This is a genomic window from Desmonostoc vinosum (assembly GCF_059505385.1).
In genome coordinates this window covers 39,896-64,492 of record NZ_JCACKM010000305.1, presented here as the reverse complement: position 1 = coordinate 64,492, position 24,597 = coordinate 39,896, and the positions used below count along the sequence as shown (strand labels likewise).

At 41.6% G+C, this 24,597-nt stretch carries 24 protein-coding genes; 10 read left to right on the top strand and 14 right to left on the bottom strand.

Annotation, left to right across the window (positions count from 1 at the left end; all coding sequences use genetic code 11):
• The first annotated feature begins 109 nt into the window (after positions 1-109).
• Entirely contained in the window at positions 110-397 is a 288-nt protein-coding gene (locus tag AC5JMF_RS31560) for a Mo-dependent nitrogenase C-terminal domain-containing protein (RefSeq protein WP_495799651.1), read from the top strand.
• Between the two features lie 194 nt (positions 398-591).
• The gene (locus AC5JMF_RS31555) at positions 592-1,278 is read left to right on the top strand and encodes a response regulator transcription factor (RefSeq protein WP_495799650.1); all 687 of its coding nucleotides are present in this window, start codon (positions 592-594) and stop codon (positions 1,276-1,278) included.
• Between the two features lie 85 nt (positions 1,279-1,363).
• Here the strand turns inward: AC5JMF_RS31555 and AC5JMF_RS31550 are convergent, their stop codons facing one another.
• Complete coding sequence (locus AC5JMF_RS31550; RefSeq protein WP_495799649.1) at positions 1,364-2,050, bottom strand: iron-containing redox enzyme family protein; 687 nt, start codon at positions 2,048-2,050, stop codon at positions 1,364-1,366.
• A gap of 401 nt (positions 2,051-2,451) precedes the next feature.
• On the opposite strand from AC5JMF_RS31550, the gene arsM reads away from it, so the two are divergent.
• From arsM to AC5JMF_RS31520, 6 genes are all read left to right on the top strand, one after another.
• Positions 2,452-3,420, top strand: coding sequence for an arsenosugar biosynthesis arsenite methyltransferase ArsM (arsM, locus tag AC5JMF_RS31545; RefSeq protein WP_495799648.1), 969 nt, complete (start codon positions 2,452-2,454; stop codon positions 3,418-3,420).
• A 58-nt stretch (positions 3,421-3,478) separates the two neighbouring features.
• The gene (gene arsS, locus AC5JMF_RS31540) at positions 3,479-4,495 is read left to right on the top strand and encodes an arsenosugar biosynthesis radical SAM (seleno)protein ArsS (RefSeq protein ID WP_495799647.1); all 1,017 of its coding nucleotides are present in this window, start codon (positions 3,479-3,481) and stop codon (positions 4,493-4,495) included.
• 632 nt (positions 4,496-5,127) lie between these two features.
• Complete coding sequence (locus tag AC5JMF_RS31535; protein ID WP_495799646.1) at positions 5,128-6,084, top strand: putative 2-dehydropantoate 2-reductase; 957 nt, start codon at positions 5,128-5,130, stop codon at positions 6,082-6,084.
• Between the two features lie 734 nt (positions 6,085-6,818).
• Entirely contained in the window at positions 6,819-7,052 is a 234-nt protein-coding gene (locus tag AC5JMF_RS31530; RefSeq protein WP_495799645.1) for a Nif11-like leader peptide family natural product precursor, read from the top strand.
• A gap of 537 nt (positions 7,053-7,589) precedes the next feature.
• On the top strand, positions 7,590-7,841 hold the full coding sequence (locus tag AC5JMF_RS31525; protein ID WP_495799644.1) for a hypothetical protein: 252 nt from the start codon (positions 7,590-7,592) through the stop codon (positions 7,839-7,841).
• Positions 7,838-8,776, top strand: coding sequence for a 1-aminocyclopropane-1-carboxylate deaminase/D-cysteine desulfhydrase (locus tag AC5JMF_RS31520; RefSeq protein WP_495799643.1), 939 nt, complete (start codon positions 7,838-7,840; stop codon positions 8,774-8,776). Before AC5JMF_RS31525 ends, AC5JMF_RS31520 begins: the two co-directional genes overlap by 4 nt.
• Positions 8,777-9,126: 350 nt before the next feature.
• On the opposite strand, the gene AC5JMF_RS31515 is transcribed toward AC5JMF_RS31520, so the two are convergent.
• Together AC5JMF_RS31515 and AC5JMF_RS31510 are read right to left on the bottom strand one after the other, a co-directional pair.
• The gene (locus AC5JMF_RS31515; protein WP_495799642.1) at positions 9,127-9,765 is read right to left on the bottom strand and encodes a Uma2 family endonuclease; all 639 of its coding nucleotides are present in this window, start codon (positions 9,763-9,765) and stop codon (positions 9,127-9,129) included.
• 250 nt (positions 9,766-10,015) lie between these two features.
• A complete protein-coding gene (locus AC5JMF_RS31510; RefSeq protein ID WP_495799641.1) occupies positions 10,016-11,686 on the bottom strand; it encodes a glycosyltransferase family 39 protein in 1,671 nt (556 codons plus the stop codon).
• Positions 11,687-11,894: 208 nt separating this feature from the next.
• On the opposite strand from AC5JMF_RS31510, the gene AC5JMF_RS31505 reads away from it, so the two are divergent.
• Positions 11,895-12,053: a RidA family protein gene (locus AC5JMF_RS31505; protein WP_495799640.1), complete on the top strand. Its 159-nt coding sequence runs from the start codon at positions 11,895-11,897 to the stop codon at positions 12,051-12,053.
• Positions 12,054-12,065: 12 nt separating this feature from the next.
• Here the strand turns inward: AC5JMF_RS31505 and AC5JMF_RS31500 are convergent, their stop codons facing one another.
• The 11 genes from AC5JMF_RS31500 to AC5JMF_RS31450 form a co-directional block, all read right to left on the bottom strand.
• Complete coding sequence (locus tag AC5JMF_RS31500; RefSeq protein ID WP_495799639.1) at positions 12,066-12,860, bottom strand: GNAT family N-acetyltransferase; 795 nt, start codon at positions 12,858-12,860, stop codon at positions 12,066-12,068.
• 401 nt (positions 12,861-13,261) lie between these two features.
• Positions 13,262-14,182: an NAD(+) kinase gene (locus AC5JMF_RS31495; RefSeq protein ID WP_495799638.1), complete on the bottom strand. Its 921-nt coding sequence runs from the start codon at positions 14,180-14,182 to the stop codon at positions 13,262-13,264.
• 6 nt (positions 14,183-14,188) lie between these two features.
• Complete coding sequence (gene nuoK / locus AC5JMF_RS31490; RefSeq protein ID WP_006199065.1) at positions 14,189-14,494, bottom strand: NADH-quinone oxidoreductase subunit NuoK; 306 nt, start codon at positions 14,492-14,494, stop codon at positions 14,189-14,191.
• Positions 14,495-14,653: 159 nt separating this feature from the next.
• Entirely contained in the window at positions 14,654-15,313 is a 660-nt protein-coding gene (locus AC5JMF_RS31485; protein WP_495799637.1) for an NADH-quinone oxidoreductase subunit J, read from the bottom strand.
• 90 nt (positions 15,314-15,403) lie between these two features.
• Positions 15,404-15,985: an NAD(P)H-quinone oxidoreductase subunit I gene (ndhI, locus tag AC5JMF_RS31480; protein WP_495799663.1), complete on the bottom strand. Its 582-nt coding sequence runs from the start codon at positions 15,983-15,985 to the stop codon at positions 15,404-15,406.
• An 85-nt stretch (positions 15,986-16,070) separates the two neighbouring features.
• Positions 16,071-17,189 (bottom strand): NADH-quinone oxidoreductase subunit NuoH, encoded by a 1,119-nt coding sequence (gene nuoH, locus AC5JMF_RS31475; RefSeq protein ID WP_495799636.1) that lies wholly within the window; start codon positions 17,187-17,189, stop codon positions 16,071-16,073.
• Positions 17,190-17,706: 517 nt separating this feature from the next.
• Entirely contained in the window at positions 17,707-18,843 is a 1,137-nt protein-coding gene (locus AC5JMF_RS31470) for a citrate synthase (RefSeq protein WP_495799635.1), read from the bottom strand.
• A 112-nt stretch (positions 18,844-18,955) separates the two neighbouring features.
• Positions 18,956-19,450 carry a phosphohistidine phosphatase SixA gene (gene sixA, locus AC5JMF_RS31465; RefSeq protein WP_495799634.1) on the bottom strand — a complete coding sequence of 165 codons (495 nt, stop codon included), beginning with the start codon at positions 19,448-19,450 and terminating at the stop codon, positions 18,956-18,958.
• A gap of 183 nt (positions 19,451-19,633) precedes the next feature.
• On the bottom strand, positions 19,634-20,098 hold the full coding sequence (locus tag AC5JMF_RS31460) for a DUF29 domain-containing protein (protein WP_495799633.1): 465 nt from the start codon (positions 20,096-20,098) through the stop codon (positions 19,634-19,636).
• Positions 20,099-20,224: 126 nt separating this feature from the next.
• On the bottom strand, positions 20,225-21,508 hold the full coding sequence (locus AC5JMF_RS31455; protein ID WP_495799632.1) for a DHH family phosphoesterase: 1,284 nt from the start codon (positions 21,506-21,508) through the stop codon (positions 20,225-20,227).
• A 1,132-nt stretch (positions 21,509-22,640) separates the two neighbouring features.
• Positions 22,641-23,138 (bottom strand): HNH endonuclease, encoded by a 498-nt coding sequence (locus AC5JMF_RS31450; protein ID WP_495799631.1) that lies wholly within the window; start codon positions 23,136-23,138, stop codon positions 22,641-22,643.
• Positions 23,139-23,395: 257 nt separating this feature from the next.
• Here AC5JMF_RS31450 and alr point away from each other — a divergent pair, with 257 nt between their 5' ends.
• Entirely contained in the window at positions 23,396-24,583 is a 1,188-nt protein-coding gene (gene alr / locus AC5JMF_RS31445) for an alanine racemase (RefSeq protein ID WP_495799630.1), read from the top strand.
• The last annotated feature ends 14 nt before the right edge of the window (positions 24,584-24,597 follow it).

Genomic DNA, 24,597 nt, shown 5'->3' with positions numbered 1-24,597 from the left:
AAAAGTAATAACTGCATAAAACTCTCGAAACCAACCGTATACATTTATAGAAGTTCAAATCCTACAAATTTAACCAACCTAAAGACTATAAATAATGAGGTGAACAATTATGACAAGCTTTACTCAAATTCTATCACACAACGACCTGTTGCACCCAATTCGTGAGTGGCTGGAATCAATCGAAATTCACAACACCAAGCTAGCCCATTTCTTATGTAAAACTATTCCTGCTCAGTGTCCTTTTGAGCGAGATATCACTCTGTTTGGTCGTAAATTATTTCATATTCCACCAATGTGTAAATTAAACCCGCTTTACGAGCAAGTGGTTAGTCTACGTTTCAAAGCGCTCTGTTATTTGGCTGATGAATGTGGTGAAGATGTCACAGCCTATTGCTAATAATTCAGTATAATGGGCCGATGATAAAGCAGTTATCAGTAATCGCAGACTTACGGTTGTTACTTGCTTAGGTTTATACTAAGCTAACCTAGAACTAATTAGATGTCTGGCTATTTAGAAGCTAGTACCATTCTATTAAGTGTTCCAGTCTTGATAATTGTTTCCCACACCCTGCTGAAATCATTAACACCATCATGACGCACATCTTACTGGTTGAAGATGAAGTCAAATTAGCACGATTTGTCGAATTGGAATTGAATTACGAAGGCTATCAAGTCAGCGTTGCCTACGATGGATTAACTGCACTTACCGCAGCGCGGGAGTTGCATCCAGATTTAGTAATTTTAGATTGGATGTTACCTGGTGTATCGGGGTTAGAAATTTGTCGTCGTTTACGAAGCACTGGCGATCAAGTGCCGATCATCTTATTAACTGCTAAAGATGAAGTGAGCGATCGCGTTGCAGGTTTAGATGCTGGTGCAGATGATTACGTAGTTAAACCCTTCAGCGTTGAAGAATTATTAGCCAGAGTTCGCGCTCACTTGCGAAGAAAACAAGAATTAGACGGCGCAGATATCCGAGAATTTGAAGATCTGAGTTTAAATCGCCGTACACGGGAAGTGTATCGAGGTCAGCGGTTAATTGAGTTAACTGCCAAAGAATTCGATTTACTTGAGTATTTACTTGCCCACCCCCGACAAGTAATTACGCGCGATCGCATTTTAGAAGAAGTCTGGGGCTATGACTTCATGGGCGATTCCAACATCATCGAAGTTTACATTCGTTACCTACGCCTGAAACTCGAAGCAAATAAAGAGAAGCGGCTCTTACAAACTGTGCGCGGCGTAGGCTACGTTTTGCGTGAATCAGATAGGGGCTAGGGGATGAAGCAGGGGAAAGTATACTGAGCGAAGTCGAAGTATACTTTCCCCTGCCCTCAAATAATTCGTAATTCGTAATTCGTAATTAACAAATTGGAATTCTCAGCGTTTGTTCCATCGGAATACCACTCCAAGAGTTGAACACTTGGTTCCAAAGGCTAGCGACTTCCCAAATAGTACGGGCGTATAGCTGTCCACAAGACGAATCGCGATCGCATTGTGGAATCAAATCAAGCCCTAAAATTTGGTGTTTCATATCAGCTGCTTGATGAACTAGCCAATAACCTTTAGGAATCAACCCCAACTCCGCCAACTTAGGGTTGACAGCCGAGTAGAAATCACATGCGATTCCCTCTGTGATTAAATTTAGTGTAATAATTTGATGTGCTACGGGTTCACGCATGACCGAGTGAATAAAATACGAGCCTAAAGCCAGAGTTTCTAATGTTGGTGGTACTGAAGTTGGTTCTTCATCAGTTTTTAACAAGCCAAACTCATGCATCCAATTAGCCAGATCTTCTGGGTGTGTTACTTCTTCAGCAGCATGTTCGCCAAAAGCGTCGCGAAAACGCGGGTCTTGGCAACTACCGTAGCGTAATGCTACTGCCGCTGTAAAGTCGCAAGATAAATAATACAACTGCCGAATCCATTTCAAGTCTGCGGGAGAATCAGCCACAGCTACTGTTTTGTAAAACACACCGCTTCTAACAATATTTAGATACTTTTGTGCTAAGTCTCTAAGCCATTGCATGGGCATTGTACGAGTTAGCATAGTAACTCCTTTTTTACCCTTTGTTGGGTAAAAACTCTATATTTCTATCTCTATTAAAGCCTTAAATTAATTGATTGTGTGTAGATTGCAATTACTTAATATTAAAAAAATAACTACTATAAATAAATAGGGATCAAAGATTTTGATCTAAAAGTAGCTTATACAAGCTGCTATTTTTGATAAAACTATAAAAATAGCAACAAATCCATTGCTAAGGGCTTAACATAGAGCATATCTAACAAAAGATTTAATTATTAAATTATTTTTAACAATTGTTAATCTACAAAGTAGACTTCGTTTGTATGATGGCGAATTCGATTAGGCAACTCTCAGCCAAAACTCATCAAATTGAGGATTAATTATATTAGGCTACATAAGGTGGACTCAATCTCAAAAGTGCAATGACTTATCTCGAAACAGCGGCTCAATTTTACAGTGAAGCTGCCCAAACACCGCAAGTTGGGCTTTGTTGCGTTCAAAGCACACCTCTACAACTACCTGGACTGCAAATTCCTTTACTGATGCAGGAAATGAACTATGGTTGTGGCACCACTGTTCACCCTACCGAACTAGGCAACCAACCAACTATCTTGTATGTCGGTGTTGGGGGTGGGTTAGAAGCGTTGCAGTTTGCTTATTTTTCTCGCCGTGCAGGTGCTGTAATTGCCGTAGAACCCGTTGCACCTATGCGGGAAGCTGCTGCACGCAACCTAGAAATTGCTGCAAAAGAAAACCCTTGGTTTGAGACTAGTTTTGTAGAAATTCGCACAGGTGACGCTTTCAACTTACCTGTGGCTGATGCTTCCGTCGATATTGTGGCGCAAAATTGCCTCTTCAATATTTTTGAACCAGAGGATTTAAACCGTGCTTTGAAAGAAGCATATCGCGTATTAAAACCAGGTGGACGCCTGCAAATGAGCGATCCGATCGCAACTCGTCCAATTCCGGCACATCTGCGAGCCGATGAGCAACTACGAGCCATGTGTTTATCAGGCGCTCTTACCTATCAAGAGTATACTCAGCAGATTATAGACGCTGGCTTTGGTCAAATTGAAATTCGCGATCGCCGCCCTTATCGCCTATTAGATGCTCCAACTTATAACCTCCCAGACAACCTACTTCTAGAAAGTTTAGATTCTGTCTCTTTTAAAGTTGCTATTCCAGAAGATGGAGCTTGTATTTTTACTGGAAAAACAGCAATATACGCTGGGGCTGAAACATTTTTTGATGACGCCGCAGGTCATTTACTGCAACGCGGTATTCCTGCCGCAGTGTGCGATAAAACTGCTGCTAAACTTGCAGTTTTCAATCCCCAAGAAATCATTATTACTGATTCAACCTGGCATTATAGTGGCGGTGGTTGTTGTTAAATCAGTCTTGAAAGTGGAGAGTAGTGAGAAGCCACTCCCTGCCTAAGCAAATAATTTCATGAATCAAGTCAAATTCCATTTACCAATGCAAACTAAATCACTATTAACACCATTTAAAAATAAACTCAGTTCTCCTTTGAACAAAAAGGAGATTCGTGTCCTACAAATTAATTTAGGTAAGCGATGTAATCTTGCCTGTACACACTGCCATGTTGAAGCTGGGCCAAAACGTACAGAAGAACTTTCTTCAGAAGTTTGTGCAAAATTAATTGAATTAATTTACAGATTTCCCCAAATCCAAATTATCGATTTGACTGGCGGCGCACCAGAAATTAATTACGGTTTTAAACCATTGTTAGAAGCAGCCAAGGCAAATAATAAACAGATAATTGTTCGGTCAAACTTAACTATCTATTTTGAGGATGGTTTTGGTGATTTACCTACATACTTTGCTCAACATCAAGTGAGAATAATTGCCTCTCTACCTTGTTATTTAGCAGATAATGTTGATCAGATGCGTGGTACTGGCGTTTTTAATAGTTCAATTAAAGCTTTACAATGGCTTAATCAACTTGGCTACGGTCAAGATCCAAACTTAATTTTAGACTTGGTATACAATCCCCAGTTACCCACAAGTGAAAAATTTTCCTTGGCTCCTGAACAATCCAACCTAGAACGAGATTACAAAATGTTCTTGCAAGAACATTTTGATATTGTATTTAACAATCTCTATACCATCACTAACCTACCAGTTGGTAGAACTCAAATGCATTTGGAGCGCAAAAAACTTTACAGCAGCTATTTGCAGTTTTTGGAATCGCATTTTAATCCCAGCACTGCTGAGCATTTAATGTGTCGCGATGAACTTTCGATTGACTATTTAGGCAATGTATATGATTGCGACTTTAACCAAATGATGAATCTGCCTGCAAAAACTCACAATGGTGAAGTTCTAACAGTTGCTAAATTGCTAGAAGCTGATAGTTTAGATTTAATTGATGAGGTGCAAACAGCAGCTTATTGCTATGGTTGCACAGCTGGGTGTGGTTCTAGTTGTGGTGGAGCCTTGGTGTAAAATTAGTTGAGGTAAGAAATTAAAAGCTGTCGCATTTAAAACTTTGTCTTGGTAATTGCTACTTTTTCCTTGATCCCTATATTCCAGCCATATCAAGAAATCAAGAGTTTTTAATTGAATCCATAACTATCTCTAGATGTCAGAGAATGATTATTTTGTTACAACTTTTGTTACGGATACATACGTAACAGAGAAATGGGTTTATGATGATGTTAGTTAAGTCTCCTCACACCACACCAAAAAACCGTGGAATCCTATAAATTTCCACGGTTTTTATTTTTTAATTGCAGAAAAAACAATTCCCTCTTTCCTCTCTACACTGATATAGATGTCATGTTGGTGATCATGATGGCGTTGCAAAGAATTCTGTTACCAAAACTGTTACGAGCGTGCGGCAGCTTGGCAGTTACTTTATGATGATACCTAGTTAAGCTCCTCACACCACACTAAAAGCCGTGAAACCTCGTGTTTCACGGTCTTTTTCTTTTATGCCTGGTGATATCATGTCCAGATCATGTCAAACACAATTTACTGAGTGTAGTTCACTACCCAATACTATACAAGCAGTTTTTGACTGTGGTGTGCGGCGTATTCATTTATGATCATCATATAAAAATCTCTTTTTTAGCAAAATGTCCGATTGTAGTTACGCCATTTTAGGAACTGGTGCATTAGGTGGCTTTTATGGTGCCAAACTGCAAAAAGCTGGTTTAAATGTCCACTTTTTGCTGAAGAGTGATTATGAACATGTCAGTAAATTTGGTTTGGTTGTTGAGTCAAAAGATGGTGATTTCACCCTTAGACAAGTCAACGCTTACAATAATGTCGAAGAAATGCCACAATGCGATGTGGTGGTGGTAGCACTAAAGACCACACAAAACCATTTATTGCCGCAGATGTTGCCGCCTGTCGTCAAGGATGATGGGGTAGTGTTGGTATTGCAAAATGGACTAGCGGTGGAAGAAGAAGTTGCCAATATAGTTGGCAATGCCAGCATCATTGGTGGGTTGTGCTTTCTCTGTTCTAATAAAGTCGGAGCAGGACATATCCGCCACCTCGACTATGGACAAATTACATTAGGGGGATATGCCTCTGGTTATGATCCTACTGGGATTACAGATAAGATGCGGCAAATTGCCAATGACTTGAAGAGTGCTGGTATTTCAATAGAATTAGCTGAAGACTTATTACTAGGGCGATGGAAAAAATTGGTGTGGAATATTCCTTATAATGGACTGTCTGTAATTCTCAACGCTAGAACAGATGAATTAATGTCCTATATCCACACCCACAAACTAGTTGAACAGTTGATGTATGAAGTTGCAGCAGCATCCAAAAGTTGCGGACGCATCATTCCTGATAGCTTCATTCAAACAATGCTGGATTACACCGTGAAAATGCAGCCTTATCGTACCAGCATGAAAATCGACTATGACGAAAGGCGGCCTATGGAAGTAGAAGCAATTTTTGGGAACCCATTACGGAAAGCGCGTTCCTCTGGTGTGGATTTACCGCAGATTAGCTGTATATACCAACAGCTAAAGTTTTTGGATGAGATGAGAAGAGTGGGAGAGCGGGAAAACGCTTAATTCTTCTGCCACTTTGCATTTTGTCCAACGCCAAGACTCTTTGGTACAGGATTTAGTAACGTAGGGATAAGGGTTTCAGTCTCTAAAATTGGGGATGGTTCAAATGGTACAGCTAAAAGCAGGTATTCAGTCTGTTAAGTTCTTATTTTTAGGGGAAAGTTGAAAAAATTTTCTGAAACTCTTCTGAGTAAAGGTTTTAGCTGAACTTCCCCCGATGCAAATGTACTATACAAGCCTTCAACCCTTGGTACGTAATTAATTTAGGCTTTGCTGCAACTATTAGCGTACCCATGTAAGCCCTGGAACTATTGGTATATCTGGGGTACTAAAAATCGGGGGTCAACGCTTCAAGTTCTCTCCGCAAGCCCCTTTGACAATTGTAAGAGCGTAAGAGCGATTCAAAAAAGTTTGAAAGTCGCTCTGGATAGGAGTTAGCCCTTTTTGCTTGGGGGGAAGTTCAGTTTTAGCCTACGCGTGGCGGCTGGTGATAGGCTCGCTACTTTTGGCCCTACTCAGACTAGGTTTTAGAAAAAAACTAACTTTTACCTAAAGTTTAGGATTTGGCAGACCACATCCACTAATTTTGGATTCATATTTATTCTTTCTAACGGTACAAGACTAATAAATAAAAATAGTGCAAGTTAAGAATAGAGCAATAAAGATAGATTCAGGTGTTGTTTTTAATTGCATCGGCTCTACCTTTAAATCTGATATTTAATACAGGAAAGATTATCATGACACAGCAAAATGCTGCCCAACTTTTGAAGGCTGTGAAGGAAAATCAAGCATTAAAAGAAAGACTAAAAGCAACAGAGAACCCAGAAGCCTTTATTAAGATTGCTCAAGAGAGTGGCTATGACTTCTCAAAGGAAGAACTAGAGAGAGAAATTAGCAAATTATCAGATGAAGATTTGGCAGCCATTGTCAATCCAGGCTGGGGAACTAGACGACACATTCATCCTAGATAAGTGTAAACAAAATTCTGTGGCTGATATCTTGCACCAGTCCCAAAAACCGCCATAGGTTAGAAACCTATGGCTAATAGCAAAAGTCCTCTCAAGAGGACTAAATCTCACAAAAAGCATAGATTTTAGTCCACTTAAGTGGACTTAACCTAATAAGAGCGAGAATTTATTCTCTGGCGGGAGATTGGGCAGGTGCAAGATCTAAGGTGGAGAATTTTACTATAGATGCACATAAAACAGGTTTTTATACCACAGGCAATATTCGTCCACAAATTTGACGGTTTGTAAGTGGACGAGGCTCTACCATGCTCTGTGTCTTCATTCTAGGATTTGTATATTATTATACTACCATGAAAGTGACACAAGAGGGATAAGGTGGGTACTGCCATGACGTTAAAAATCAAGGTTTGAGCGAATCGTCGGCAATACCCGCCTAATAAAAATTGCAATAAGGCAACTTTTAATTGACACATTTGCACTCAAACGATTTATACTATTTACTTAAAATTTACTCCAACTGCCTGATTAGCATCTAGGCAGATGCTTTCACTTATTCCAAGAGTTTTATCGGAATTTCCAGCCATGATTGCTCAAGATGAAGATTCTTATTCTTTTGTTAACGACCTCTTACGAAAAATTAGAATTAGAGAAGCTCAGCTCAAGACTGCACAAGAAGCTAATTTAGTCTATGTGACTGAAGGATTAGAAAATCAATTGTTAGAGTTGCAGCGTCAACTATCAGATTCACATGACCCTCAAATACAATCGTTAATGAGTTTGTTAGACGATTGAATTGCCTGACTCTGGATTCTTTTGTTCCTCCTCCAGTACAGCGAATTGACAGCGATATCGCTAGCCGCGCTGGTGTTGATTTGTGTATGCTGCGCTTGGACTTGATGCATCCACACATTAACGGCAATAAATGGTTCAAGTTGAAGTACAATCTTTTGGAGGCTCAGCAAAATAATTTTAAGACGTTGCTCACCTTTGGCGGTGCATATTCTAATCACATATATGCGATCGCAGCAGCTGGTAATCTTTTTGGTTTCCGTACCATTGGTATAATCCGGGGAGAGGAAAGGCTACCCTTGAACCCCACCTTAAGTTTTGCTAAACAGCAAAATATGCAGATTGTATACTGCGATCGCCTAACTTACAAGCAGCGACATACAGCCAGATTGCAAGCAGAACTACAGCAACGCTTCGGGGAAGTATTTTTGATTCCTGAAGGTGGTAGCAATTTGCATGGTGTACGCGGTTGCACAGAGATAGTTAACCAATCAACAGCATTTACTACCGTATGTTTAGCCTGTGGTACAGGTGCTACACTGGCTGGAATTGCACTCGCACTACACAAACAACAGCGAGTAATTGGTTTTCCTGTACTCAAAGGTGGAGAATTTCTCAACCAGGAAATTGAAAAGCTGATAGCCGATTACCTGGTTTCGGGTTTACCTGTAGGTGCGAGTTCTCCCGCATCTTGGCAACTGGTATGTGATTATCACTTCGGCGGCTATGCCAAAGTTAACAAAGAGTTGTTACTTTTTAGCCAAGAGTTTGCACAAGCGCACGGTATATCTTTAGATTACGTATATACCGCAAAAATGGTTTACGGAGTGATGAATTTGATACAACAAGGATGGTTTAATAGAGGCGATCGCCTGTTATTAATACATACAGGCGGTCTACAAGGCAACCAAGTGGCCAGTCTCCCCTTGGACATTTAATTCTCTTCTACAAATGACAAAGTTGTTTTGCGCGATCGCACTATGTAAGGCATCAAGTAAAAATAAGTAGTGCGAGCATCTTGCTCGCGCGGGCAAGATGCCCGCACTACAAATATTAAATTGTTCAACTTATTTTTACACGAATCCTAACCGGAGGTTTACCCGAAGCGCGGGAGCGATGTCTGCGTCGGGCTACGCCTACGCACTAAGCAGAAAATGGCGATCGCATTCTGAACCAGCCTAACGAGTTGTTCTGCAACTTCTCTGTAATTTGGGTTATCACATGAGGCGGGTGGTAGAAAGCATCTTTTAATTACGAATTACGAATTACGAATTACGAATTACGAATGTTACTCTCGAATCCACGATCGCAACGACCGGATCACCGCATTATCATCGTCCGTATCGTTGCTCTCCTCCAGAAATCGCTGTAAGTCTACCACAGAAACCATTGGGAACGCAGCACTGAATTCACAATTTAGATAGTTCCCGTCATGAAGCTGTTTGATTTCAATCGCCTGCACCGTATACCGCCACACTTCGGGAACCTGTAAAGACTTATAGATAGGCAATCGATGGGTTGAAGAACTGGTAATGTCTACTTCTACAACTAGATCTGGGGCTGGGTTGTTGACCAAATCCAGTTTTCTACCCCGAATACGACTTGCATTTTGAATATAGAATCCTGAGTCCGGTTCTACCCCTTGTTCCAGGTCTTCCCGATTGAGAGTCACAGAGCCAACACCCCGCACTTTCAGGTTGAGTTCTTCAGTTAGGGCTACAACGATTCGTTCCAGCAAATGTTTGATAAATTCGTGCAGATCAGACGGCATTGTGATTTCAAGCACCCCATGATCGTAGGCGAGTTGGGAAGACCGATGATCTCCCATATCTGCCAGCATTGCCTGATAGGTTTGCCAGCTAATGTTATGCAGTACAACCCGCTGGGTGTTTTGCTGATGGGAGGGGTTTTGAAGTAGGCTAACCATAGGCAGGTTGACTCAAGAGTTCCCTGATTCAATTCTACGGCAAAGAGTTGTCAATCTCAAATCCTCGACTTCGAGAAATTAGTGAAGTGATGCTTCTTTGGCACTCAAATCAACTACCAAAGTTGAGAACCATCCTCGTAGATGCAGATAGTTCTAGCTCTACTTCACGCAGGGGATTATCTTTTTACTTTTTACTTTTTACTTTTTACTTCTTAAAAGGATGTAGAAACCCTGTCCTCGACGGGGTAGTTCATGAAATCTTAATGTTATTCCTGCGAGGTAAATTGCGGCGTTGTAAAGTATCAGATTTCACTAATTTCCAAACAGAGTAATAGCGATCGCTGTAAACAAGCTCTGTTTTAGAATTATACCTTTTTTCGATTGCCTTGCGCCAATTATATGTAGGGTTAAATAAAAACACATCAGCAAAACTATCAGGAATTCTGGGAACTTTTTGGTCTTGTACTAATACGAATTTTACTTTTGGTTGCAATAAATAGCTTAAAGAAAATACATTACCATAATTAGTACCAAATGCATCACTAACTACAAGAGGGCGAGCAGTTTGATTGATAATTTGAGCTACTTGGGGGTTGCCATAGCTCATACCTTTATTCCACCACGTATCTGCTTGAATACTCACCCTCGAAGAAACTAGTCCACAAATAATTATCAGTACTGTAACTATTTGCCAGATGAGCCGACGTGACAAGTTTCCATAATATAATTGCGTAGCTAGTAGATAAGCAACAGCTAATTGAATCCCCAAGTAGGATGGGATTAAATATGCTTCTGCTACTGAACTAATATCTCCAAAAATTAAGTTTGGTAACATTAGAGGTAGGGCTGGCACTACAATCAATATCAAAATAAATAACCAAATTTTGTAATTAGTTGTACGGCAAAGAAAATAAAGTGCGTATCCTACTAAAGTTAAAAAAACTGGTACAACTACATAGCTAAAAGGATTTTCTAAGCCAAAATTCAAATCAAAAAATATTCGACTTAATTGGATGAGAGCAAATGGAATCACAGCCATTGAATTTGACTGCATTATTGTTTCTGTTCCATCTGCGGAAATTAAAAATTGGAAGAAGCTAGCGATAATAATTGCCATCCAAGGCATGAAAGCTAAAAATCCCACTAATGATGCTAGCAAATAAGCCCTAACTGTTTCGTTTAGCTGAAATCTATTGGTAATTAACACATAAATTCCATGCGCGATCGCTACAAATCCACTCCACAAAAATGTGTACAAACTAAGTGCTAAAGTAACTGCATAAATGCTCCAATTAGCAAAGCGATCTGGTGGTTGTTTTTCTGGAGCTAATTTAGCTTTATCTTGTGGTTCTAACCTAATTGCACGCAGTAGTGCAGTACTAGAAAGTGATATACTCAGTAACCAAAGTATGTATTCTCCTGCTTCTTGAGCATAAACAAGGTGGATAGGAGAGATAGCCATGAGTGCGATCGCTAAACCAGGTACTGATAAAGGTACATTAAATAATTCCCGACATAGCCAATAAACACCAGGGAAAATTAACAAACTCATCAAAGCCGACAAACTTCTAATCGCCGTCACCGAATTGCCAAAAATTGCTAACCATAACCGGGCAATTACATAATAAAGTGGCGGATGTTGAGAGTCCTCCATTACCAAAGTCATAATTGTGTCATTTAAACTTTTATCAGAATTGACACCTTGGAATAGGGCAAAACTCTCTTTATCAATGACTTGACCGTTAAAAATTTGCTGTTTTACTTGAGTTGTTGTGTAACCAGAAATCCGTAACGAAGTATAAGTTTCATTATGCCAGTAGACTTTACCTTCGATATTAAAAAAACGAAACAGTATACCCATTACTAACAAAAAGATAACTAAAAACCGCAACCAACTCGGAGTAATCTTGAGATGGTGCATAATCCTAATTTGTAATTAAAGAACACATGTAAAAATTTGATTTAAGTGGGTGCTAATTGAGGAAATTAGTGATTAACACTTCTACTCTATTAATTATGAAAATAATTGAATAAAATTGTATCCAATATCGCAAAAACAACTTTATTTTTGTAACGGAGATGCGAAGTAGAGTAAAATATCATAAACTCATAATCAGCACAAAGCTACCATGCAAATTCAACGAACTTTTTCTGGTGCATCTTGGGAATCTCAAGGAGGTTACTGTTGCGGCATTAAAATTGGAAACCACATTTATATTTCTGGTACTGCACTAATTGATGCAGCAGGAAGTGTTTTTGCTCCTGGTGATGCTTATGCAAGATATTGATATATAAGGTTTTTACAAAACACAGTAACCCCATTTGGCAAAGTCGGCAATATTAGATATTGTTAAGAAATCAATAGTTTTGAACTGCCGATCAATAGCTGGAAGGCTACATATTTTAGCTCCGATATTCAAATATGCCTGGACAATTTTAGGAATCTCCACATGACATGCATCTGCACAATCTTGAGGAAGTTCCAAACAGAATTGAGAATTAGGATGAACCAAAATACTAGGATGCATCAAGTTATGTTGCTGAAAATAATTATAAGCAGAAGCTGCTTGCCAAGGAGATTGTGTAAGTAATGATGCACAACCGAAAAAATATTGTTTTCCACTTATAATTAGATACTTTGCTAGCCCTTCCCAAAGTAATAAAAGTGCCTGAAGATTTCGGTATTCTTTAGCTATACATGCGCGTCCCACTTCTACAGATGCTTGAAGTATAGAATCGGGAATTGTGCTGAGATCAAATATATCAGCAGCATCGAAACCAAATCCTTGAGAGGCCATTGTATAAGTTTGCATTCGATAAGTACCAATTGTGCGACCAGTTTGTTGAGAAATGAGCATCAAATGATGACAAACTTCATCAAACTTGTCTTGATCCATTTGAGTTATGCTAGAAGTAGAAAGTCCTAACCCTAGTTCTAGATTAAAAACTTCAAAGCGCAACCGAAAAATAGAATCTAATTCTTCGTCAGTTGAAGCTAGCCGAAGAATATAATTTTCAGTTTGTAGAACAGAAAAATCTGTAAGGGGAAAAGGAGAACTCAGTGGGTAATCGATGTTGCGACTAGAAAATTCCATTGGGGAATGGGGAATGGGGAATAGGGAATGGGGAATTGCGTAAAGCCTACGGCATAGCTTCGCTTAGAGCGAGGTATGAGCGTCTGAAGGAGCGTCATTGCAAATTACGAATTGGTATTAGTTGTGATGTTTTCTTGTGATTAGCTATTTAAATTAAATTTCCATAACAAAACGTAATTACGAATTACGAATTAGTCTGAAGTGTTTTTATTATGGGGTTATTTTTTGAAAAAATCTGGTAATCAGATACAAAATTTTCTATTTATATAGGTCATAAACTAAGCATCAAAGCCAAACACTAAGAAACTTTCAAGCCTGTTCCCTTTAAAAAGAAAGCCCCCAGATGTAGCCGGGGGCTGAGATGATTTCGCTTTGCGATCGCCTTTTCTAGCCTATCCAAATCAATTACGATGATTATTGCTGTAGCGAACCCTAGTACCTGCCCACAACAACTTTTCTCGTAGTGTTTGATAGTAAGAATTGTTCTCCCGCAAAATAATAAACTTCGCCCGACAATCTGCCATCCGCACATCAACACGGTGTCCTGGCCAAATTGAAGTAGCTAATACTCCATCCGTCCACAACTTGGTACTCAAATCGTAATCTCCCAAAGGCCAAACACTCACAACAGAACCAGGGGGTAAAACCAAGGGACGGCTAGAAAGACTCATTGGACAAATGGGAGTGATGGTAATCGCCTCCATGCCATCGTGCATGATTGGGCCATTAGCAGAAACGGTGTAACCTGTAGAACCTGTGGGAGTGGAAATAATCAACCCGTCTCCTACATATTGATCGACTACCTCACCATCAATTTCCATTTCGAGAATTGAGGTAATCATCCGGTCGGCAGATGCAGGTTTAACGCAAAACTCATTCAAGGCGAGGTAACGTTCCGTCACAGGTTCTAAATTTGTGCGATGACCCTCATACACCGCCGCTTGTAACATCATCCGGCGTTGGACAGCATAACGATCCTCCAACAGCCGATCCCAAATCTTTTCCGTATCTTGAAACTCTTCCACAGACTCAGTTAAAAACCCCAGATGTCCTCCCACATTCACTCCTAGAATGGGGATACCAGCCGGGGCTAAATGTCTGGCACTAGTTAAAACAGTACCATCACCACCAAGTACCAAAGCCAGATCGATAGGTTGACCTGCTGATGCCAAAAACACTGGATAAGGGTTATCTTTTGGCCCGCTAGGCCCCATCAGCACTTGGCAAGAACGATTTTCTAGTTGTTTAGCACAGAGTTCTGCCCAGCTTTTACTCTGGGCATCTCGCGCCTTATAAGCAATGATTACCTGCTTGAGTTGCACGCACTGTTACCACTTCAGGAGATTAAACTGCTCCATATCGACGGTATCGCGATTGCGATAAATAGCTAGCACAATCGCCAAACCTACCGCCGCCTCAGCAGCTGCCACAGTAATCACAAATACAGTGAAAACCTGACCCTTAATTAATGTTGAGTCAAGGAAGTTGGAAAATGCCATTAAATTCAGATTAACAGCATTCAGCAGCAATTCAATCGACATTAACACCCGCACGGCGTTACGGCTAGTAATTAGCCCATAGATCCCAATGCAGAACAAAGCGGCTGCTAGTAATAAAAAGTACTGAAGTTGCATGAGTCAGTTGTCAGTTATTCAGTTATGAGTTAGTTGTACTGAGTGGAGTCGAAGTATCAGTTATCAAAAACTGCACAGAGGCTTAGATATTGGTATGAGCAATCGAAATTAGGTGTTAGAAAAACTTTTGCCAATTCCCAATTCCCCATTCCCAATTCCCTAGTCTCGACGCGAACCACCACGATAGCTATCATCATCGCTTGAACCACTGCCAGTTTTTACCGCTGCCAGTTCTCTGGGGCGTTCTGGCAAAGTTAATACGGTTTGCGGCAGTTCAGAAGTTGAAGTTGGTTCTGGCAAGTATTCACGACGCGCCAAAATAATTGCTCCTACCATCGCCATGAGCAGCAAAATAGAAGCCAATTCAAAAGGCAGTAAAAAGTCAGTGAAGAAATGTTCACCAATCACAACTATGGAACTTTGACCAGCTAGACCGGCTACAGGAGTAGTTGAGTACGCCCAAGGGGTTGCTAACACCATCGTACTCAAAAGACCAAATAACCCCAGACTAACTACACCTGTTAGTACTTTCCTTAACCAGGCGCTAGGAAATGGTGCAAAATCTTGGCGTTTGTTTACCAACATAATGGCAAACAAGATTAGCACGTTTACCGCTCCAACATAAATTAGTACTTGGGCTGCTGCTACAAAATCACCATTGAGCAACAGATACATCCCCGCTATGCTGATGAACACACCACCTAGCATAAAAGCAGAATAAACAATACTGGAGAATAGCACCACACCAATAGCTGATCCAATCATCATGGCAGCTAGGATGCCAAACGAAACAATCTGTACTCCTTCCGCAAGATTCACTATTTTTTGCCCTCAGTTATTGGTCATGAGTCATTGGTCATTGGTCATTAGTCATTAACAAAAGACAGAGGACAAATGACAAATGACAATTTATTTTTCTGTTTCTATAAGGTCTTTAGGATTTGCACCTACACGAGGGGCATCTGCTGGTAAGCCATGGGGGTCGAGGACGCCTTTGGGCAGGTAAACTAGTTCACGTAATGGTGTCACCATTGGATCATCTGTCACCTTGTAGGGGAGACGACCTAGTGCTACGCTGTCATAGTTCAATTCATGGCGATCGTAAGTGGAAAGCTCATACTCTTCTGTCATTGATAGACAGTTAGTTGGGCAATATTCCACGCAGTTACCGCAGAAGATACAAACTCCAAAATCAATGCTGTAGTGGTTGAGCTTTTTCTTTTTGCTGGCTTTGTCGAATTCCCAATCTACTACAGGCAAATTAATTGGACAAACGCGAACACAGACTTCACAGGAGATGCACTTATCAAACTCAAAGTGAATCCTACCGCGAAACCGTTCACCAGGAATCAATTTTTCGTAAGGGTACTGGACGGTGACTGGACGCCGCCGCATGTGGTCAAAGGTGACAGACAAACCCTGACCGATGTAACGACCGGCTTGAACTGCTTCTTTGGCGTAATCGCCAACTTGCTTGAGGAATTTGAGCATTTTTTGTGTCTCTCTCTTTTTTGTCATTTGTCATTAGTCCACAGTTCAAAATATTGACTGTTGATTGTTGAGTGTTGACTGTTGACTAACCACCAAAGGCGACGGGAAAAGCTAGTTTGAGGGCTGCGGTGAGGAGGAGATTTACCAAACCTACTGGTAACAAAAACTTCCATCCTAAATCTAATAGTTGGTCAATTCTGACCCGTGGTACTGTCCAGCGCAACAGGATGGCGAGAAATACTAGAAAATAAGCTTTGAGTAGGGTCATGGTGATGCCCAGAGAGGCACCAACTACTTGTAATACGGGGTTGGCTTCACTGACTCCTAGCCAGCTAGCTACGACGCTAAGGGGAATCGGAAAATCCCAACCACCCAGGTATAAAACTGCTACTAAAAGAGCAGAAAGTACGAGGTTGACGTAGGAACTTAGATAAAATAGGGCGAATTTCATCCCTGAATACTCAGTTTGATAGCCTGCGACTATTTCCTCTTCAGCTTCGGGCAAGTCAAAAGGTAATCGTTCGCACTCAGCCAAAGCGGATATCCAAAAGATGATAAAGCCGACTGGTTGCCGCCAAATGTTCCACCCAAGGATGCCATAGCCGGATTGTTGATTGACAATATCAACGGTACTGAGGCTATTTGACATCATAGCGATCGCCAGCACACTCAGCGCTAAAGGAATTTCGTAACTAATCGACTGTGCTGCTGCTCGCAAGCCTCCTAAGAGGGAGTACTTATTATTAGATGCATAGCCAGCCATTAACAAGCCAATCGGCTGAATGCTAGACAATGCAATCCACAAGAAAATCCCCATCCCCACGTTGGTGATGATAATATTCTGTCCAAAGGGGACGATTAAATAGGACAGAAACACCGGCAACACGACAATAATCGGGCCGAGGGTAAATAGCAAGGGGTCAGCTTTAGCCGGTACAATGTCTTCCTTAAATACCAACTTCAAACCATCCGCCACCGGAGCCAGTAGTCCTAAAGGCCCAATATACTCAGGGCCAATTCGTTGCTGTGCTGCCGCTGAAATCTTCCGTTCTAGCCAAACACAGACCAGCACCCCGACTGTTGCGCCAATTAGCATCAGTATCATTGGCAGTGGCATCCAAATCGCTTTGGCTGTTCCTGGGGGTATTCCTAAATCCTTAAGGGATTCAATAAAAGTTCCTTGGAGGTCAATTCCTGAATTCATGTTTCCACTCTTTAAGTCATCGAGTCATGGTGAGCTGGGGACTGGGGACTGGGGACTGGGGACTGGGGAGCCAGTCGCGTGCGGAGGTGTCCTCCGTTGAGCGAACTGGCGTGACTGGGAAAGAATTTTTGTGATTCCAATCTTTAATTCCCAAGCCTTAGTCCACAGTCTCAAAGCAGCGTTTTTCCTCAACCATATCCAAGGATTAGTTAGGGACTACTTGCTGCAACCCTTGAAGTTTTGTTACTAATTCCCATGCCTAGTATATCGTTGGATGGTTTTTGCCCTCTGAAGCGTTATGAGAAGTTCTACTTATGGTCAGCATTGGAATTGGAAATGAGGAACTTGGGGCCCCCACTCCTGGAGGATACAGCTGGCGAATAGGGGTAATGGGGAATTGGGAGATGAGGAAGAAATTTTCCCCGCGTCCCCACGTCCCCGTGTCCCCGCGTCCCCCCATCCCCCCATCCCCGCGTCCCCGCGTCCCCGCGTCCTCTTCCCCAGTCCCCAAAATTGTCTAACGCAGATCAATAGGGGTATAAGAAATTTCGTGACGACCGTTGTAAATCTGGGTGGGACGGAAAATCCGGTTTTCTGCTAGCTGTTCTTTCCAGTGGGCTAGCCAACCAGCAACACGTGCGATCGCAAATATTGGTGTAAATAAGTCTGTGGGTATGCCCATCTTTCTGTACACCAAACCTGAATAAAAGTCAACATTAGGATAGATCCCTTTAGAACCGAGTTTTTCTTCAACTACTCGTTCCATTTCTTGAGCAATGTCATAAAACTTGTCTTGCCCAAACTTAGCAAACAGCTGTTCTGCTAACCTCTGCAAAATTGTGGCTCGTGGGTCTTTGACTTTGTAAACACGATGCCCAAAGCCCATAATCTTAGATTTGCGTTGCAGCAAATCTTCCACGTAAGAGCGTACATTGTCCACAGAACCAATTTCTTCCAACATCTGAATCACTTCTTCATTGGCTCCACCATGCAAAGGCCCGCCTAAAGTTCCAACAGCACTTGCAACTACGGCGTAGGGGTCTGTCAAGGTAGAAGCTGTCACCCTCGCACTGAAGGTGGAAGCATTCATTGTATGTTCGACGTGAAGTATCAAGCAGATATCAAAAATTCTCGCCGCTAGAGGATCTGGTTCTTGCTCATTGAGCATGTACAAGAAATTAGCAGAATAGTCTAAGTCATCGCGAGGGCGCACTGGGTCATTGCCTTTCCGCATTAACTGGAATGCTGCTACCATTGTGGGAATGGTTGCTATCAACCGCACCACAGAATCCCGAATGTAAACGGGGTTATGTAAATCACGGCGCGAATAAAATAAGCCTAAAGCAGCTGCTGAGGCTTGTAGAGCATCCATTGGATGTCCGCTTTCGGGAAAGCATTTCATCATGTCCCGGATGCGATATTTGATTCGCCTATGATGCCGAACTTCATGCTCAAATGCTTCGAGTTCTTCCCTGCTTGGCAATTCACCCCAGATTAAGAGATAAGCAGTTTCTAAGAATGTACTTTTTTCTGCTAACTCCTCAATTCGGAGGCCACGATATTCTAGTATTCCCTTTTGCCCATCAACATAACTGATACTCGATTGAGCGGCGGGAATGCCTTCTAGACCAGGCTTGTATTCGCACACCATCATGGCAACACCATTTACTTTCTGAAATATCTGATCACGCTAACTTACCAGAAATTGTTGTTGCCATAACAGTAGTCTTTCTCACAACAATTCTTTGCGAAATGTTGCAAAACTGTTACAGCAAGTACTTGGGTGGTGTCAACCAAAACATTTGACTGCAACCCAGAGGCGAGCCTGTTTCTGGTAGTTTTATCCCAATCATACCTGCTTTTTTCAAGACTAAACCTGCTTTAATTTCTCCCCAAAGCAAAATTTCTGCCCAATTTGTTAAACCAGGCTCATGTCCAACCAGTGCCAGTTGGGTATTTGGTGAATAATTTTTTGGTTCTAACCAGTCTCTAAGCCAATGAGAAATTTGACCATCAGGGGCGAGGTAGTTTGATTCTTCCAAATGGGAACTTAGACCAGTTTCTACTAAAATTTCAGCCGTTTGGCGGGCACGCACTAAGGGACTAGTAAGAATTAAATCAAATTTTAGACCCAGTTTGACAAGTTTTTGGACTACTTTCTCTGTTTTTTGTCGCCCCTCTTTGGTTAGTCTGCGTTCTTCATCTTTAATTCCATTTTCTCTTTCTTCGGCAATGCCATGACGAATTAGATACAGTTCCATAACTTGATTCTTGAGTGCTGAGTTAGGAGTTACGAAAATTAGCGATCGCTCTCATCTTTTAAGATAACTTCTTCAGCCTCTAATTCCGCTTCGTAAAAATCGGTCAGCCAGTTCTTGGATATCACTTAGTAGGCGAGTATTTCTGGTAAAAGTTGACTAACAGCGAGTTCGATTTCATTTAAGCTATTCATGAGGATAAAAGTCTAAGTCTAGTATCTCATCGACAGAAAAAGGACAGGCGATCGCAAAATTTTCCTCCAATAAACCAGTTTCCACCATGGTCTCTCGTCGCGCTCTTTGATAAGTAGTATTAATCCACTGTCCATCATTTAAAAAACGGTGCAAGCTGGGACTTTCTTGCAGCAATTCATCTATATTCAGTCGTTCACGGGTAATAGTTACTTGCCAATTGTGGGTACGACGTTCGGGTTGATATTTCCATTTCAACAAATGTGACAATACTAACCGTAATGCACTCTGCAACGCTCGCTGTTGACTTTTACCCAAGTCCACCATTTCCTCAATTAAGTGTTCTAAATCCAGCGCGTCCCACTGATGCGATTGTAAAAGCTCTGCGGTTTGCTGTATCCAAGCATAAAAATCTTGCTCATACAGGGTTTGTAACATTTGGAGTTCTCTAGATTTCACGATCCTCCTCCTGAGCAAGATTGAGATGTTGATATCAAGGGTGTTATGAACTAGGGACTAGGAACTGGGGATTATTTTTAGTAGGGTGCGTTATGGACTTTAGTCCTAACGCACCGAGTATCTCTCTTACTCTGACTGAATTGGGTTATCTTTAGGATTCACCAACCTCAGTAGTTTTTGCTTAATTTGAGAATCAAATACTTCCCATTTCATTTTTGCATACGCAGAATTTTCGTTGCTGCCAGATAGGAAACCCATAGGAATTTCAAAGCCGCCTGCACTGGTTCGTCCACCACCAAAAAAGCGTCCTGTGCTGTCTTGTCCAAAAGCTTCTTTAATAAATTCGTCGGGATCTAGGGTAAGTTTGGTGGTTCTCAGGGAGCCGATGACTATTTCTAGTTCTTCATCTTCGTCGTGAACGATACCATAAACTACTGCGGTATGGACGTTTTCTTCGGTGACGAGGAAGTCAGCAGCTTGGGGAATAGCATCTCGGTCATCGTAGCGCAAGTAACCAACGCCGGCAATGGAAAAGTTGTTTTGCACGATGCGATTTTTGAGCGATCGCTCGATCACATCCATTACCCGTTTAGAACGATTCGCCTGTAAAATTGCATTCAGCAGTTGTGCATCATAAAATCGGCTCAGATACGCCGCTGCCATGAAATCCTCTTCTTGCGCTTGCATGAGCCGATTTGTATCCGATCGCAAGCCGTGCATTAAGGCAGTAGCACATTTAACATGTTGGCTAATGCTGCTATCTAAAGTCAAAAGTCCAGTCTGAAGATACTGTGTAAAAATTGTTGCTGTCGCTCGTACATAAGGACGAACATCTACAAACTCTGCTTTGAGTTCCCCCTGTAAACTGTGATGATCGATGAGCGCTACCAGTGGAATTCCTGCTTGCTGTATTGCTGATAAGAGCTGAGAAGTAGTTCCCTGATTATCAATTAATACAAAACCTTGATATGATGATAGGTCTTTGCTTTTTAAGTTTTGTAATGTCCATCGCTGGACAGGTAAATTTGTCAGCTTCACCAAAGCAATATTTTCTTGGTGGCTCAAAGTCCCAGCATAGATAATTTCACATTTGATATCGTATTGCTGAGCAATTAATTGATAAGCCCAAGCAGAAGATAAAGCATCAGGATCAGGAAAGTCTTGCAGAATTAATAACTGACGCTCATGCCGATGCGCTAGAAGAGTTTGTTGCAACTCTTCTGCTTTCTGATTTGCCAAAGAGTTACCACGCTGTACTGAATAGACACCCCCTTCACCCGTTGATAGGGGTAAGGACGGACGAGTAAGTGCAAGTTCTGTTGGCTCTTTGTCTATTTCAGCGTCTTCTGGATTCGGTTCTGTAGTCAATGACAAAGTTTTTAACTGAGTAACAGGAGGGTTTAAGTGCATAGGAAAACTTGTCTCAAACGTGCAACTCTATTGAGTTATGAAGTAATACTACAACTAGCAATTTACTGATTTAGCCCACAATACGATCTTTGCAAAAATATTAAGACGTTGCACTATATATTTGAGTATATTTTTTGTCAACGACAGCACTCAGCAATTAGCTAAAATATTGTGAAAGTCTATACAAAGACTGAAAAAAAACTTGGTATTGGGGAATAGATCAAGCAACATTACATACAATTTTTATCCTTTTGGAAGATTTTGATTGAGAACTGATATGTAGCAGTCCATTCTGATTTTTGAACTTACTTGCGTACATCGAGAAAATAGAGTACAAGAATACTGAGTTTTTTTCAAAAATCAAATAGGATCCCTATATAGATCCTAAATGATTTGTGAAATATTGCATATAGCTGGTGACTATTAACTGTCAACTGCTAAAAACTAACAATTATCACTCGTCTTTTTCTCAACTCAACTAAGACGAGTATGGTTGAGTTTTAATATTTATCAGTCTTAGAGTATATAGACAACTTCAAACTTAGTGATTTAAATGACAGCTAATAGCCTCATTCAATCGGTAGATAAGCGATAATAGCTCTTTTGAGATAAATACAAGAAATGTAACAAACAGAAGTTATGAGTTAGGAGTGAAAATATCGGAATTTGATTTGATTTCTAAAACAAACTACGAGAAAATACGTACAAATATATTTTTTTAGTAGCAAACAATAATCGATTAGCAATACTAAGCTGCGCTCGTAGAGTTACAAGAATTAAGTAATTGTTGATGCGCTCAAGCTTTCAGCAATATTAAAAGCTCCCGTCTGCTAGACAAGCTTTTGGCTGAACTTACATCATATGTAGTTGTTATAGGTAAAATACGTAGTCTTTAAGCTAATAATCATTCAAATTGCATCCCCGCGTCTCCCCTTAAGCGCGTCCTCCGAAGTTTGCTCAACGGGGGGAACCCCCGCACGCAACTTCTCTTTGCGTCTTTCTGAGGCAAAGGATTATGCAAGTTAAAGGCAGATTAGCTTATCTGAGGTCATTTTTGCGGACACAGCGCATTTGCCCCAGAAAAGAATAAGCACAGACCCTTGATACTTATGCAGATAAGTGTGTTAAGTTGTCATAAACCTATAACATATTTTTGCCACTCTTGATGCAATCCACTCTTGAGATGTTTACTAACCTCAAAATAGAGACTGCTGTAAGGTTGACGGGGAGGGTGACGCAAAAGCATATGAGCTTCGTGAGGTGTGCGACTACCTTTTTTAACATTGCAACGCACACAAGCTGTAACTATATTTTCCCAGGTATCACCCCCGCCACGCGATCGCGGTATTACATGGTCTAAAGTCAACTCGTCTCCTGCATAACCGCAGTATTGACAAGCGTGACCGTCGCGATGCAATATATTCCGACGGGTAAGAGGAATTTCCTTGTAGGGAACGCGTACATAATGACGCAACCTAATTACGGTTGGCAACGGAAAATCCGCGTAAAGGAACTTCCCATTGTGTTCAACGCGTTCTGCTTTGCCTTTGATCAACAAAACCGCAGCGCGACGCCAGCTTGTTATGTTGAGCGGTTCGTAAGAGGCGTTTAATACTAAAACCTTCCCCATTGATTAACGCTCAAGGTATTAGTTTTACATATATTAACACAAATATACTCTGCTTGGCAGATGAGAATAAATTATACTTCCGAGATAGTCTGGAGGATGGGGAATGGGGAACTCGGGGCCCCCGCTCCCGGAGGGAGTGGGGATTAGGGGTAATGGGGACGCGGGGAAAATTACTCCCTCATCTCCCTCATTCCCCCTTGCTCTCTTGTGCGTGGATAATAGATAGTCTGTTGGTGGTGTGATAGGAGTCAGGACAAATGTTAAGTCGCAAGCAAAGCCCCAGTGTTGCTTTTGATCAGCAGTGCGACACTTACGCGTGGTTTTCGCAACGGGCTTGGGTAGAAATTGATTTAGAGGCTTTGGCGTACAATGTGCAACAATTGGTGAAATTTTTATCGCCACGCACTCAGCTAATGGCGGTAGTGAAAGCTGATGCTTATGGGCATGGGGCGGTAACAGTTGCCCAAACAGCGCTACAATCTGGGGCTAGTTGGTTGGGAGTAGCTACGGTTCCAGAGGCTATCCAGTTGCGGGAAGGGGGGATTAAAGCTCCAATTTTGATTTTAGGGGCTACCCATACACCAGAGCAAATTCATGCGATCGCTCACTGGCAACTCCAACCAACGCTGTGCAGTCCTAAGCAAGCTTTAGTATTTTCTAATACCTTAGAAGCGATTAACTATAGTTCACCTATACCTGTACACATCAAATTAGATACGGGAATGTCTCGCTTAGGCACCAATTGGCAGCAAGCAGCGGAGTTTGTACAGTTAGTTCAGCGTTTACCGCACCTGCACATTGCTAGTATTTATTCGCATCTAGCAACGGCAGATAGTGCCGATGCCACGGTCATGCAAGAACAGCATAGACGATTTGAGGAAGCGATCGCTCAAATTAGAGCAGTGGGTATTGAACCACCTTGCTTGCACTTGGCAAACTCAGCAGCAACTCTGGCAGATCCAGCCCTACATTACGATATTGTACGAGTCGGTTTAGCTGTTTATGGACTTTACCCAGCACCTCATTTACAAAATGCGATCGACCTCAAGCCTGTTTTGCAAGTAAAAGCACGAGTTACGCAGGTAAAAACAATTGCCCCAAAAACGGGTGTTAGCTACGGACATCAATTTATTGCCCCGTGCGAACTGCGCCTCGCCGTCGTTGGCATCGGTTACGCGGACGGTGTACCTCGCAATCTCTCCAACAAAATACAAGTGTTAATTCGCGGTCAGCGAGTACCGCAAATTGGCACAATTACAATGGATCAGTTAATGCTGGATGTGAGTTCTATCCCTGATATTCAAGAAGGAGAAGTTGTCACTTTGCTGGGGGAACAGGGAAAAGAAAAAATTTCCGCCGATGATTGGGCAGAAAAACTAGACACTATTTCTTGGGAAATTCTCTGCGGCTTCAAGCATCGTCTGCCGCGCGTGGCTGTGGTTTGAGGGAGATGCACTTC

What these genes read in the sequence shown, in the direction of transcription:
- AC5JMF_RS31560 (WP_495799651.1), top strand. Translation starts at nt 110, where the DNA reads ATGACAAGCTTTACTCAAATTCTATCACACAACGACCTGTTGCACCCA.
- AC5JMF_RS31555 (WP_495799650.1), top strand. Translation starts at nt 592, where the DNA reads ATGACGCACATCTTACTGGTTGAAGATGAAGTCAAATTAGCACGATTT.
- AC5JMF_RS31550 (WP_495799649.1), bottom strand. Translation starts at nt 2,050, where the DNA reads ATGCTAACTCGTACAATGCCCATGCAATGGCTTAGAGACTTAGCACAA.
- arsM (WP_495799648.1), top strand. Translation starts at nt 2,452, where the DNA reads ATGACTTATCTCGAAACAGCGGCTCAATTTTACAGTGAAGCTGCCCAA.
- arsS (WP_495799647.1), top strand. Translation starts at nt 3,479, where the DNA reads ATGAATCAAGTCAAATTCCATTTACCAATGCAAACTAAATCACTATTA.
- AC5JMF_RS31535 (WP_495799646.1), top strand. Translation starts at nt 5,128, where the DNA reads ATGTCCGATTGTAGTTACGCCATTTTAGGAACTGGTGCATTAGGTGGC.
- AC5JMF_RS31530 (WP_495799645.1), top strand. Translation starts at nt 6,819, where the DNA reads ATGACACAGCAAAATGCTGCCCAACTTTTGAAGGCTGTGAAGGAAAAT.
- AC5JMF_RS31525 (WP_495799644.1), top strand. Translation starts at nt 7,590, where the DNA reads ATGCTTTCACTTATTCCAAGAGTTTTATCGGAATTTCCAGCCATGATT.
- AC5JMF_RS31515 (WP_495799642.1), bottom strand. Translation starts at nt 9,765, where the DNA reads ATGGTTAGCCTACTTCAAAACCCCTCCCATCAGCAAAACACCCAGCGG.
- AC5JMF_RS31510 (WP_495799641.1), bottom strand. Translation starts at nt 11,686, where the DNA reads ATGCACCATCTCAAGATTACTCCGAGTTGGTTGCGGTTTTTAGTTATC.
- AC5JMF_RS31505 (WP_495799640.1), top strand. Translation starts at nt 11,895, where the DNA reads ATGCAAATTCAACGAACTTTTTCTGGTGCATCTTGGGAATCTCAAGGA.
- AC5JMF_RS31500 (WP_495799639.1), bottom strand. Translation starts at nt 12,860, where the DNA reads ATGGAATTTTCTAGTCGCAACATCGATTACCCACTGAGTTCTCCTTTT.
- nuoK (WP_006199065.1), bottom strand. Translation starts at nt 14,494, where the DNA reads ATGCAACTTCAGTACTTTTTATTACTAGCAGCCGCTTTGTTCTGCATT.
- ndhI (WP_495799663.1), bottom strand. Translation starts at nt 15,985, where the DNA reads ATGCTCAAATTCCTCAAGCAAGTTGGCGATTACGCCAAAGAAGCAGTT.
- nuoH (WP_495799636.1), bottom strand. Translation starts at nt 17,189, where the DNA reads ATGAATTCAGGAATTGACCTCCAAGGAACTTTTATTGAATCCCTTAAG.
- AC5JMF_RS31470 (WP_495799635.1), bottom strand. Translation starts at nt 18,843, where the DNA reads ATGATGGTGTGCGAATACAAGCCTGGTCTAGAAGGCATTCCCGCCGCT.
- sixA (WP_495799634.1), bottom strand. Translation starts at nt 19,450, where the DNA reads ATGGAACTGTATCTAATTCGTCATGGCATTGCCGAAGAAAGAGAAAAT.
- AC5JMF_RS31455 (WP_495799632.1), bottom strand. Translation starts at nt 21,508, where the DNA reads ATGCACTTAAACCCTCCTGTTACTCAGTTAAAAACTTTGTCATTGACT.
- AC5JMF_RS31450 (WP_495799631.1), bottom strand. Translation starts at nt 23,138, where the DNA reads ATGGGGAAGGTTTTAGTATTAAACGCCTCTTACGAACCGCTCAACATA.
- alr (WP_495799630.1), top strand. Translation starts at nt 23,396, where the DNA reads ATGTTAAGTCGCAAGCAAAGCCCCAGTGTTGCTTTTGATCAGCAGTGC.